Origin of the sequence: Micromonospora sp. NPDC047548, from assembly GCF_040642975.1 — a bacterium.
Classification (GTDB): Bacteria; Actinomycetota; Actinomycetes; order Mycobacteriales; family Micromonosporaceae; genus Micromonospora.
In genome coordinates, this window is the sequence record NZ_JBEYTI010000030.1 from 58,002 (window position 1) to 69,606 (window position 11,605).

An 11,605-nucleotide genomic window follows, 5' to 3' on the forward strand; every position below is an offset into this window, starting at 1 on the left:
CTTTCTGTCCGCTGGAAGCGAGTCATGTGATGGCTAGGACAAAGTCACGTCCGGTGGCGTTGAGCGCTGCGGATCGTGAGTGGCTGACCAGGCGGGTTCGCACTGGGTCCTATCCGGCTCAGCAGGTGCGCCGGGCGCGGATTCTGCTGGAGCTCGATGAGAACGATCCCGATCGAGTGGGGCCGGTGCCGACCCAGGAAGTGGTCGCCCAGCGGGCCGGGGTGCATGTGGACACGGTGGTGAAGACCTCCAAGGCCTACGCCGAGCGTGGCGGCGATGTCGAGGACACCATCACCCGCAAGAAGCGGCTCACCCCGCCGGTCGAGCCGAAGGTGACTGGCGAGGTGGAGGCACGGTTGATCGCGTTGGCCTGCTCGAGTCCACCCGCCGGGCACGCGCGCTGGTCTCTGCGCCTGTTGGAAAAGCACGTCGCGTTGATCGATGACATTCCCGACCTGGACCACTCCACCATCGGCAAGGCGCTGAAAAGGGGCCGCTTCGTCCTCACCTGAAGAAGTGCTGGACGATCCCGCCCAAGGCCAACGGCGAGTTCGCCGCCCGGATGGAGGACGTCCTGGACGTCTACACCCGCCCGCATGACCCGGCGGCGCCAGGGCATGACCACAAAGAGGACCCCGAGTACGTACGCTGCGGGACCTGCTCGATCTTCGTATGGGTCGAGCCACTGGCCGGGCGTCGCCGGGCCGTGGCCAGAGCACGGCGCACCCGCGTGGACTGGGCCGAGGAGGTCGAACGCCTGCTCACCGTCGACTACCCCGACGTCGAGAAGGTCGTGCTGGTGATGGACAACCTCAACACCCACCACTGGATCGCTCTACCAGGCCTTCGAGCCGGCCAAGGCCCGAGCGCTCGCGCAGCACCTGGAAATCCACCACACCCCCAGACACGGCTCCTGGCTCAACATCGCAGAGATCGAACTCTCCGCCCTGACCCGGCAATGTCTCGACCGCCGCATCGACGACATCGACGTCCTCAACACCGAACTGGCCGCCTGGCAGAACAGCACCAACTCCAACCAACGGCAGGTGAACTGGCACTTCACCACCAGCGACGCCCGCACCCGACTCCGCCACCTATACCCAGAACGTTAGACGCGACGCCCTACTAGTGGCCGCGGTACAGCGCGTCGATGTCGGCGGTGTAGTGCGCTTGGACGACATCGCGTCTGATCTTCAGGGTGGGGGTGAGTTCCCCGTCGGCTTCGGTGAGGTCGCGGGGCAGGATGCGAAAGGTCTTGACCCGTTCTGCTTTGGACACCGTCTGGTTGGCCCGGTCGACCACAGTCTGGACCTCCTCCCGAAGCTCCGGGTCGTCCCGCAGGTCGGCCACATCCGCGCTCGGATGGCCGTGGCTCGCCCGCCACCGCGCCCACGCCGGTGGGTCGATGGTCACCAGGGCGCTGATGTAGGGCCGGCCATCACCGACGAGCATGCACTGGCTGATCAGTGGGTGGGCGCGGATGGCCTCCTCGACGGCCGTGGGGGCGACGTTCTCGCCCGCCGCGGTCACGATGATCTCCTTCTTGCGGCCGGTGATGCGCAGGAAGCCGTCGTCGTCGAGGCTGCCGAGGTCGCCGGTGCGCAGCCACCCGTCGCCGGTGAAGGCGGCGTGGGTGGCGTCGGGGTTGTTCCAGTACCCGGGGAAGACGACGTCGCCGCGGGCGAGGACCTCCCCGCCTGCGATGCGGACCTGCACCCCGGGCAGCGGACGGCCGACGGTGCCGATCCGCATCGCCGAGGGCAGGTTCAGCGACAGGGCCGGTGAGGTTTCGGTCAGGCCGTATCCCTCGAGGATGGTGACGCCGGCGCCGCGGAAGAAGTGCGCGAGCCGCTCCCCCAGCGGCGCTCCACCGACGATGGCGAGGTCGCAGCGGCCGCCGAGCGCGGCGCGTACCTGCCGGTAGACCAGGGCGTCGAAGGCCAGCCGGGCCAGCCGCAGCGTCACGCCGGGACCGGCCTGGGTGTCCATGGCGCGGCTGTAGCGCACCGCGACCCGGTCGGCGAGTGCGAACAGCCCGCCGCGACGCGCGTCGTGCGCCTCCTGGCGGGCCCGGATGTGCATTTTCTCGAACACCCGTGGCACCGCCAGGATGAATGTCGGCCGGTGGGTGCGCAGCTGGTCACGCACGCTGGTGGTGTCGGCGCTGTGCACCATGGTCGCCCGGGCCTGCACGATCCCGACCTGGATGAGCCGGGCAAAGGCGTGCGCCAGCGGCAGGAACAACACCGTCGACGCCCCTGGATGCAGCAGCTCGGGCAGCACCGCCGTGGCGGCCGTGACGTCGCAGTAGATGTTGCGGTGGGTCAGCACGCAGCCCTTCGGCGGGCCGGTCGTGCCGCTGGTGTAGACGATCGTCGCGACGTCCCCGCCGGACACCCGCGTCCGGCGCTCGTCGACCTGCGCCTGGTCGACGTCGCGCCCCTGGCCGGCGAGCGCGATCAGGTCGCCGGCGTCGATCTGCCACGCCTGGCGCAACCCCGGCAGGCCGTCTCGTACCCCGGCGAGCAGCTCCGCGTGCCCGGCCGTCTCGACCACACACCCGACCGCTCCGCAGTCGGCCAGTATCCACTGAAGCTGTTCGCCGCTCGAAGTGTCGTAGATGGGCACCGTCACCGCGCCGATCGTCCAGAGCGCGTAGTCGATCAGGGTCCACTCGTACCGGGTACGGCTCATCAGGCCCACCCGGTCACCGGGCTCGACACCCGCCGCGATGAACCCGCGGGCGAGAGCCAGCACGTCGTCGCGGAACTGCTCGCAGGTCACCGGTAGGTCACCACCCCGCACGGACCGGCGCGCCGGCCAGGCCCGAGAAACCGGAGCCGGGCGCACGAACTGCACCGCGGTCGGGTCCTGCTGGGCGTTGACCCACACCATCTCCGCCAGCCCCGGTACCCCGCCCCCGGTGGCCGTCGGCGCGGACGCCACGTCCTGCATTCGCCACCCACCTTGTCCGGCGGGGCGGGCGACCCGGCCCCGCTGCTGTCTCGGGTACGCGTCATCGTGGCTCCGCCGCCGGCCCTGGCGGCCGTGAACGCCGAAACTGCCCTCACCGGTTGCCGCTTCACGGTAGGGAGCTCGGACAGTGGCCGTCCTGCCGCGCGCGGCGAACGCGCTGCCCAAGGCCGATACCAGCACGCTGATGTTCCCGGCCGCACCTGCCACGGAGAGGGATAGGATCGAGTTGTGCCTGCGGTGGACGGCTCGGACGTCAAGCGAGTAGTGGTGGGTTACGACGGATCACCGGCGGCGAGCGCCGCGATCGAGGCTGGCGCTCTGCTGTTTCCCGGGGCCCGCGCGTGGATCGCGCACCTGTGGACGCCGCCGTTCGCCAGCGGGGACCTGCGGCGGCGGCTGTGGACCGGGACTCGCGACGTCAACGCGTTCGTGCAGGCGGTGGAGAGGGAGGGCGGCCGGGAAGCCGATCGCCTGGCGTCGCGCGCGTCCTGTCCTGGTGGTGCCGTATCCGCTGTTGACCGATGAGTACGCGGCGCTCGCCGCTGGGCCGGTGGTGCTCGGCTGGGACTCCTCGGCTGGAGCCGGAGCCGCGCAGACGACGGCCCGGCAGCTCTTCCCGACGCGAGATCTCCTCCTCGGCTCGGTTGGCGGCGACGCCACCGAGGAGACGACCGCAGTGGCAACGACCGGTGACCAGTCGGTGACTGCGGTAGAGGTGCACAGCGGTCTCGGCGCACCCGGCCGCGCGGTGGCCGAGGCGCTGACCGCATTCGCCCGGGACCGTGGAGCCGCCCTGCTGATGGTGGGCTCGCGCGGGCGCTCCGCCGTACGGAAGATCCTGCTCGGCCGCGTCGCCATCGCCGCCGTGCACCGCGCTCACCGGCCCGTCATGGTCGTGCCTCGAAATCCCACGGACCGAGGTGACTGAATGGACAGCCGCACCGCGTCACGGCCTGCTGCTGCGGCCTCGGCGAGCGCGCGTCAGCGCCTTCACGGCTTCGCCGGCGATCAGGATCGTGGAGCCGACAGCGGCGCAGGCCAGCCACTGACCCGAGCTGAGGTCGGTCGTGGTGAAGAGCCGGCTCAGCACGTCCCACTCCACGATCAGGACGACCAGGATCAGCACCACGGCGGTGGCCACGAAGGCGGACGGGTTGTGCAGCGTCTCGCGTGAGAACACGCTGCGGGTGAAGCTGCGCGCGTTGAGCAGATTGAACGCCTGAAAGAACACGAACGCCACGAACGCCATGGTGCCGGCGACGGTGGCCTGCGACGGCGCCGGTGGGGGCCCGGGCGCCCACTGGAGCACCGCGATGGTGCCCACGGCCATGACAACTGAGGCCAGCACGATCCGGCCGATCCGCTGCCGGGTGAGGATGGCCTCTCCCGCCGGTCTGGGTGGTCGGCTCATGGCGTCCGCGCTGACCGGCTCGACGCCCAGCGACATGGCGGGGGGACCATCCATGACGAGGTTGACGAAGAGGATCTGCAGTGCGGTGAAGGGCGCCCCGCCGGCGATGCCGGTCCCCGACGCGATGAGGAAGGTGAGCACGAAGGCGAACGCGGTGGAAACCTGAAACCGCGTGAAGTTGACGATGTTGTCGTAGATGCCGCGGCCTTCGCGGACGGCCCGGACGATGGTCGCGAAGTTGTCGTCAGTGAGGATCATCGTGGACGCTTCCTTGGCCACCTCCGTCCCGGTGACGCCCATCGCCACGCCGATGTCGGCTGTGCGCAGCGCCGGAGCATCGTTGACTCCGTCGCCGGTCATCGCGACCACGTCGCCGTTGCGCTGCAGCGCCCGCACGATCCGGATCTTGTGCGTCGGAGAGACCCGGGCGATTACTCCTACACCATCGAGATACCGGGCGAGATCGTCGTCGTCGTCGATCCGGTTCAGGTCGGCCCCGGTGACAGCCCTGCCGTGGATGCCCAGGTCCTCGGCTATGGCGGCCGCGGTGACCGCATGGTCGCCGGTGATCATCCGGACCCGGATACCGGCATGGCGGCACGCGGAGATCGCCTTCCGGGCCTCCGGGCGCGGCGGGTCGACGATGCCGACGAGCGCCAGCAGCACGATATGGTCGAGCAGTTCCTGCGGGTCCGCGCCGGCGTCGAAGTCCGCCGCCGGGAAGTCCTGCGCGCCGAGCGCCAGCACCCGCAGGCCGCGCCTGGCCAGGTCGGCGTTGGCCTCGTCGTAGCGTGCCCGAGCGGCGTCCCCGAAGGGGGCGGTGTCCCGGCCGGCGAGGTGCCGGTCGGCGCGCGCGGCCAGCACGTCGGGGGCACCCTTGATGAAGGCGCGGACCAGTTCGCCGCCATCCTCGCCGGTCCAGCGGTGGAAGGTGGCCATGAACTTGTACTCGGAGTCGAAGGGAACTTCCGCCAGCCGTGGTCGCTGTTCGCGCAGGCCCATGACGTCGATGCCGCCCTTCTCGGCCAGCACCACCAGCGCGCCCTCGGTGGGATCGCCCACCATCTCGTCGTCGCGCAGCACGGCGTCACTGCAGAGCGCCATCGCGGCGAGCGTGTCGTCGAGCGTTCCGGGTGGCGCGGACCCGTCGGTGGTACGGATCCGCCCGTCGGCACGGTAGCCCTCGCCGGAGACAGTGAACCGCCGCTCGGCCAGCACGAGTTCCCGGGCGGTCATCTGGTTGAGGGTCAGCGTGCCGGTCTTGTCCGTACAGATCTGCGACGTGCTGCCGAGCGTCTCGACCGACGCCAGCCGCTTGACGATCGCCCCGCGGCTGGCGAGCCGAGCCGTCCCCATCGCCAGGGTGAACGCAACGACGGCCGGCAGCCCCTCGGGGATCGCCGCCACTGCGAGCGAGACAGCACTGACGAACAGCTCGTGGAAGTGGCGGCCCCGCGCGAGACCGAGAACGAAGACGACGACGATGACGACTCCCGCCGTGATCGCCAGCGTCCGGCCGAGGCCGTTGATCTGCCGTTGCAGCGGGGTGAGACCGGCCTCGGCGCCGTGCAGCAGCCCGGCGATGCGGCCGATCTCGGTGGCCATGCCGGTAGCGGTGACCACGGCTTCCGCACGACCGCGGGTGACTGTTGTGTTCATGAACAGCGCCGTGGTCCGGTCGCCCAGCGCGGCCTGCGGGTCGACGTGGGCATCTGCGGCCTTGGCCACCGGCTCCGCCTCGCCGGTCAGCGACGACTCCTGCACCTCCAGCGAACTCGCCGTGAGCAACCGGGCGTCGGCGGGCACCCGGCCGCCGGCCTCGACCACGATCACGTCACCGGGCACCAGATCCTCGGCGTTGACCCGAAGCAGGCGTCCGTCCCGGCGCACCGTCGCGGTGGTGACCAGCATCCGCTTGAGCGCCTCCAGCGACGCCTCCGCCCGCGACTCCTGCACGTACCCGATCGTCGCGTTCAGCAACACCACCACCGCGATCGCGACCGGTGTCTCCCACTCCCTGCTGACGACCAGGCTGACCACGGCCGCCACCAGCAGGATCACGATGAGCAGGTCCTGGAACTGCCGAAGGAACGCCCGCCACCGCGGCTCCCGCGGCGCCTCGGCCAGGCGATTCGGCCCGTACTCCTCCCGCCGCCGGTCGACCTCCGTCGGCGTCAGGCCGGAGCCGCGTTCCACCTTCAGCGTCTCGAGGGCATCCGCCGCGGGAACAGCATGCCAGGCGGTCATGCCCCTCGAGCTGAACCCGGCCACCCGGCCACCCTCACTGTTCACTGCCGCGACCAACCGCGGATGAGGCCGCAGGCGAGACAGCTGCGACAGCCCCAGCTGCATCCCGTCCTCGCCGAGGGTTTGCGGCCGGCCAGGCGGGGGACGCGCCCGCATCACCCCGTACTCGTCCCGGATCTGATCCACACCAACAGCGCGTCGTGGCCGGACTCGGCTGGGGCGCTACCGCTTCGTGGTGCCGGTGAGTGTCGGCGCGCCCATGCCCGTCGGGGCGGAAGCGCCATCGCCACCGTCGGCGGGAAAGGTCACCACACCATCGTCGATGGCGCGGCGACGTCCGGCCAGCACCACCAGAGCCGTCGCCACCGCCGCCAGCGACAGCACCGCCGCCTGCACCAGGGGGCCTTTCCTGTTCCGTCGGCGCTTCATGCCGCTCACCTCCCGCTGTCACATCCCCGTCTTGTCGTCATCGTGACGGCCGCACAAGGACGGGGCGGAAGCTTCCGGAGCATGTCCCCCATTCGGGACGCGTCGAGACGTCGAGCCTGTCAGCGGCGCTCGGGAGGCTGGGCCGCACCGGTGGGGGCAGCACGCCCTGGGTCACCGGCGGGCCGGGTCGGCTGACCGACTGGCTCACGAGAACAACAGGATCGTCTTGCGGGTGGCGTCGCCGAAGCTGACATTCCGGCCGGCCGTGCCGGGCGCCGGGGTGACGGCCACCTCGAAGGTGACCGTCGTACCGGCCGGGACCTGGTGATTCTCGTTGGCGCTGAGGACCACGAACCTGTCGCCGATGCTGGTCGGATCGACCGCCACCGTCTGCTGGTTCAACGCCTGCCTGACGGGCGTCGGATTGCCGGGAAAGACATAGACCGCCCTGATCTGGACCAGATCGCCCTGGCGGAGGCCTGCCAGGTCGAGCTTCGACTGGTGACCGATGATCCCTGCGGCGGTGACCTGGTAGGCGGTGTGGCCGTCGCTCCATCGAATGGCGTGGAAGGCGGCGTCCGCCGGGACAGTGAAACCCGGGGAAATCGTGACGATAGAAACTGTCTTCACGTCCTTGCCCTCTCCTGCGGTGTCGCCGATCATCACCGCGAAATCGGTGTACGTGCCCCGGAACGCGTTCGCGTCACAGGTGTGCTGGGCACCGATCCGGGCGGTGCTGGTGTACTGCCAGATGCGAGGAACGGCGGACGGCGTCCCGTACGCCTGCCAGCCGGGACCGGCGTCCCCGCCGGCTCTGGTGTACGCCGTGGTGAAGTTCTCGTCGAGGTTGTGCGGGTAGTTGGCGTTCCAGCGCGGGAAGTCGCCCAGCGAGGCAGATCCGTACTGGCCCTTCGAGGCGTACATCACCGCTGTCTTCGAGGTGCGCCTCTCCAGCTCGGTGCCGACCTGGACGCCGACGGCGGGCGCGACGTTGTCGTACGGCCACCGCTCCAGGTCGATCTGCCAGAAGAACCCGGGCCAGCTCGACCACCAGGCCAGATGCGCGTCGGCGTAGGCGATCGCGGTCTGCGCCTGCGTTGCCGTCGGCACCCCGGAGCGGACCACGACATACATCCCGAGGTACGGGATGCCGGCGTTCCGTCCGGCGGTCAGGATCCAGCCGCAGCTCAGGCTGTGGAAGACGCCGGACGGTGACTGTTCGGTCCCCTTGCTGGTCAGAAAGCTGATGCCCAGGGCGGCCGCCGCGGCCACCCGGGCCGGGGTCAAGCCCCTGCTCACGTCGTAATCGCTGGTGTCCCATCCATGGAGCGTCACGGGCCACACCTCCGGCTCCGAACATCGAGTGGTTAGCGGGGAAGGCCACGCTGCCCGTCGAAACGCCACCGCGAACCGGCAAATATGACGTCTTCTCGCCATCATCACGACATGCGTTGTACGAACCGTACGTCGCCGCAGTAACAGCTATAACCCCTGGTCAGGTCCCTTATCGGCAAGTGCACAATGCGGCTCCGCGAGCCCGGGATCATGATGATGTCGTCGTTGCCGCGGCCGTAGGTGGCACAGGATCCACTGGGTGAGGTGTGCACGTGCAGGTGACGTCCAGCCAGAACGAGACGCCCGTCAGCGGCCCGACGCAGCGGCACCGCGAGGGCGTGAGTGCAGTGCAGCTACGAGCGGAGCCAGCGTTCCAGATAGGTCAGGAGCCCGGTCACGTCCGTGCCGCCTGCCCGGTAGCCGATGTGACCATCGGGGCGGATCAGATACAGGCCGTGGGCGCCGGGGGTGAGGCCGAGCTGTCGCAGCGCGGGGGCGGCGGTAGCGGGCGCCGCTTCAGTGGCATCGGGTGCGGTCAGCCAGTGCACGTCGAGCCGGCCGGAGTACCGCTGACCCCACGCCGCGGCGCCGCCCCTCGACCATACGACGGGCGGCCCGCACAGCAGCAGGTGCCACCGGGGCGTCGCCGTGAGCCGGTGGAGGGTGCTGCCTTCCGCCACGGGCGCGTCGGGCAGCCGGTCACCGGCTCGGGGACCCGTGCGCGGGGTGCGCGGCCCTTCCGTCGACAGAGCGCTGTTCCGGTAGCCGATGCCGAGCTCGGACACCGTCCGGAAGGCCGAAGCCCGCACGCACCTGGGTGCGAGCACGACGGGGATGAGGGCGGGGGCGATTCGGGTACGGGCGAACCGGACGACCGGGTTGGTGGAGGTCGCGACGGTGAACGCCCGGTCGGTGAAGCGCAGCACCATCCGGCCGACGGGCGCCCGTTCCGTCTCGTAGGTGTCCAGCAGCGTCGGGTCGGCGTCGCCCTGTAGCGCCTGGGCGAGTTTCCAGCCGAGGTTGACGGCGTCCTGGATGCCGGTGTTCATACCCTGCGCGCCGGCCGGGCTGTGGATGTGCGCGGCGTCGCCGGCCAGGAACACCGGCCCGGCCCGGTAATGGGTGGCGGCGCGGTGGTGCAGCCGAAAGTTGGTCATCCACACCGGATCCCGCAGCCGCACCGTCGCGCCGGTGTAGGTGTCGGCGAGGGCCTGCACCTCGTCCAGGGTGACCGCGGTGTCCGGCGCGGGCACATCGGCGGGTGGGCGCATGGCCAGCAGCCGCCACGTGGCGGGCTGGCCGAGCGGGAAGAGGAACAGGATTCCCCACGCGGAGAGGAAAACATGCGCGGCCCCGGCGTCGACGCCGTCGGCCTCGAGGTCGGCCAGGACGAACGTCTGCGGGTACGCGGCGCCGGCGAACCCGATCCCGGCGAGGCGCCGCACCGTGCTGTGCGCGCCGTCGCAGCCCACCACGTACCGGGCTGACACCCGTTCCTGCCGGCCGTCGCCGTGCCGCAGCGTCGCCACCGTGCCGTCGCCCGAATGGTCCAGCCCGACCAGCTCGACACCGCGGTCGACCTCGAGCCCCATTGCTGCGAGGCGCTCACCCAGGATGCGTTCGGTCTCCGCCTGGGACAGGAACAGCAGATACGGGTACGCGGTGTCCTGCAGGCCCAGGTCAAACAACGGCACCGCCCGCTCCCGCCCGCGTGCGTGCAGGCACAGCCGCACCGCGCGGTTGCCGCAGGCCACCATCTCGTCGGTCACCCCGAGACCGGTGAGGACCTCCAGGGTGCGGGGCTGAATCGCCAGGGCCCGGGACTCGTGGACCCGGTCGACCGCCCGATCCACCACCCGGACCCGCACACCGAAGGCGGCCAACTGCCCCGCCATGGTCAGCCCGGTCGGCCCCGCCCCGACCACCAGAACCTCAACCGCGCTCATGTCACGACGACAGGTCGGGGGCGAAGGATCGCTGCCGGTGCCACCAACGGCCGCGCCGGTGTCCCGAACTCGATCACACACGCGATGCCGACCATCCAGGTCCCCTGGCTCTATCCGACTGGCCAACCCTCTTGACCTGACGGTAGCCGCTCCTGCCGTCCGGCGTCATCGACAGCGAGCCGGCCGCGAAGATCCCTGCGGCCATCGACCGCAGGCAGTAGGTTCGCGCCAGCCCTGCGCGGGTCGACAGGCTGCGGGATCTCGGCGAGCGCCGCCGAGGGGGCTGGGCCGAGGATCATCCGGCTCCGCATGCGCAGCTGGTGCCCCCGGCGCAGTTGTGCCTGCGGCGGCGGGCCCACCAGAAGGCGACGCCGGCTGCGGCGGTCAGGGCGACGGTGAGGCCGGGCAGCCAGCGGCCGAGGACGACCCAGCCGGCGCCGGACAGCACGCCAGCGGCCAGCAGCAGCGGAATCGCGCAGCACCCCACGCATGCCACGCCGGCCAGGCCGGTCAGACCGGACGGGAGGAAACGCCGTGCCAGGTCAGTGAGCGTCGGCATCGGGGGCTCCTTGGCCAAGAGTGGCGAACGGGATCGGGCAGCACGGGCTGCCGGCACAGGTGACCAGGTCGTCACAGCCGGCGTCGACCGCCGCGCGCAGCGTCTCGGCGATGACCCGCAGGTCGACGATCTTCGCCTCGACTTCCGCGAGTTTGGCCTGCGCCCGGGCCTGGAGGCCGTCGTCGGCGGGACGTCGGTGCCGGTGCTGTGCGGTGTCGAGCAGGTCGGCACCGGGCTCGTGGGTCAAGAGCGCCTGGCCGCACTTGAGGCCGAATGCGCACGACTGGTCGCGCTCGGCGCGGTACGCGTGCGACTACTGCCTGCCGATGGCGACAACGAGTCGTGCCTCGTGATGCAGGACATCGAGGGCAATGAGTTCTGTCTCGCCTGAGTGGCCGCGAACGTGGCACCTTCGCGAGTCGACTGGTGCAGTTCGCCATCACGAGGGTCGCCGTCCCGCCGCGCTCCAACGGTCCTGATCCAGAACCACCCCTCGGTGCCCACGAGCACGAATCTAACGGCGATCGGCGCGAACATCCGCTCACTGCGCAGACTCTTCCTGTCGGCGGTCTCGTCGGGCACCGTGTCTGGTGCCGGCAATATCGGATCGTCGGCGCACCTGGCCCCCACCGGGCCACCGCCTCGTCCGCTCGACCGTGAGAGGTCCGGCATGAGTTCCGCGGGGCCCGGTGGTTCCAGGAC

The 11,605-nt window shown here is 70.5% G+C and carries 11 protein-coding genes and 1 pseudogene; 5 read left to right on the plus strand and 7 right to left on the minus strand.

Translation table 11 applies throughout. The features are described from left to right. The first annotated feature begins 53 nt into the window (after positions 1-53). Positions 54-512: a helix-turn-helix domain-containing protein gene (locus tag ABZ807_RS24615; RefSeq protein WP_357162393.1), complete on the plus strand. Its 459-nt coding sequence runs from the start codon at positions 54-56 to the stop codon at positions 510-512. Positions 513-562: 50 nt separating this feature from the next. Continuing rightward, positions 563-766 (plus strand): annotated as a pseudogene (locus ABZ807_RS24620) (IS630 family transposase); the annotation flags it as partial. Between the two features lie 46 nt (positions 767-812). Here the strand turns inward: ABZ807_RS24620 and ABZ807_RS24625 are convergent. Together ABZ807_RS24625 and ABZ807_RS24630 are read right to left on the minus strand one after the other, a co-directional pair. Continuing rightward, positions 813-1,058 carry a hypothetical protein gene (locus ABZ807_RS24625; protein WP_357162423.1) on the minus strand — a complete coding sequence of 82 codons (246 nt, stop codon included), beginning with the start codon at positions 1,056-1,058 and terminating at the stop codon, positions 813-815. Between the two features lie 67 nt (positions 1,059-1,125). Then, positions 1,126-2,955 carry an AMP-binding protein gene (locus ABZ807_RS24630; RefSeq protein WP_357162396.1) on the minus strand — a complete coding sequence of 610 codons (1,830 nt, stop codon included), beginning with the start codon at positions 2,953-2,955 and terminating at the stop codon, positions 1,126-1,128. A gap of 249 nt (positions 2,956-3,204) precedes the next feature. Between ABZ807_RS24630 and ABZ807_RS24635 the strand changes: the two genes are divergently transcribed. Both ABZ807_RS24635 and ABZ807_RS24640 read left to right on the plus strand, forming a co-directional pair. Further along, positions 3,205-3,501, plus strand: coding sequence for a hypothetical protein (locus ABZ807_RS24635; protein ID WP_357162399.1), 297 nt, complete (start codon positions 3,205-3,207; stop codon positions 3,499-3,501). Then, positions 3,491-3,904 carry a universal stress protein gene (locus tag ABZ807_RS24640; RefSeq protein ID WP_357162402.1) on the plus strand — a complete coding sequence of 138 codons (414 nt, stop codon included), beginning with the start codon at positions 3,491-3,493 and terminating at the stop codon, positions 3,902-3,904. The genes ABZ807_RS24635 and ABZ807_RS24640 overlap by 11 nt, the downstream gene beginning before the upstream one ends. A gap of 18 nt (positions 3,905-3,922) precedes the next feature. Here ABZ807_RS24640 and ABZ807_RS24645 read toward each other — a convergent pair whose 3' ends face one another. From ABZ807_RS24645 to ABZ807_RS24665, 5 genes are all read right to left on the minus strand, one after another. Next, on the minus strand, positions 3,923-6,658 hold the full coding sequence (locus ABZ807_RS24645; RefSeq protein WP_357162405.1) for a cation-translocating P-type ATPase: 2,736 nt from the start codon (positions 6,656-6,658) through the stop codon (positions 3,923-3,925). A 198-nt stretch (positions 6,659-6,856) separates the two neighbouring features. Beyond that, positions 6,857-7,063, minus strand: coding sequence for a hypothetical protein (locus ABZ807_RS24650; RefSeq protein WP_357162408.1), 207 nt, complete (start codon positions 7,061-7,063; stop codon positions 6,857-6,859). Positions 7,064-7,267: 204 nt separating this feature from the next. After that, positions 7,268-8,398 carry a hypothetical protein gene (locus tag ABZ807_RS24655; RefSeq protein WP_357162411.1) on the minus strand — a complete coding sequence of 377 codons (1,131 nt, stop codon included), beginning with the start codon at positions 8,396-8,398 and terminating at the stop codon, positions 7,268-7,270. Between the two features lie 353 nt (positions 8,399-8,751). After that, a complete protein-coding gene (locus ABZ807_RS24660) occupies positions 8,752-10,344 on the minus strand; it encodes an FAD-dependent monooxygenase (RefSeq protein WP_357162414.1) in 1,593 nt (530 codons plus the stop codon). A gap of 295 nt (positions 10,345-10,639) precedes the next feature. Beyond that, positions 10,640-10,903, minus strand: coding sequence for a hypothetical protein (locus tag ABZ807_RS24665; RefSeq protein ID WP_357162417.1), 264 nt, complete (start codon positions 10,901-10,903; stop codon positions 10,640-10,642). Positions 10,904-10,913: 10 nt separating this feature from the next. On the opposite strand from ABZ807_RS24665, the gene ABZ807_RS24670 reads away from it, so the two are divergent. Beyond that, positions 10,914-11,294: a VOC family protein gene (locus ABZ807_RS24670; protein ID WP_357162420.1), complete on the plus strand. Its 381-nt coding sequence runs from the start codon at positions 10,914-10,916 to the stop codon at positions 11,292-11,294. The last annotated feature ends 311 nt before the right edge of the window (positions 11,295-11,605 follow it).

Excerpts from the sequence above, each read along its gene's own strand:
- ABZ807_RS24630 (WP_357162396.1), bottom strand. The coding sequence starts at position 2,955 with ATGCAGGACGTGGCGTCCGCGCCGACGGCCACCGGGGGCGGGGTACCG.
- ABZ807_RS24650 (WP_357162408.1), bottom strand. The coding sequence starts at position 7,063 with ATGAAGCGCCGACGGAACAGGAAAGGCCCCCTGGTGCAGGCGGCGGTG.
- ABZ807_RS24660 (WP_357162414.1), bottom strand. The coding sequence starts at position 10,344 with ATGAGCGCGGTTGAGGTTCTGGTGGTCGGGGCGGGGCCGACCGGGCTG.
- ABZ807_RS24665 (WP_357162417.1), bottom strand. The coding sequence starts at position 10,903 with ATGCCGACGCTCACTGACCTGGCACGGCGTTTCCTCCCGTCCGGTCTG.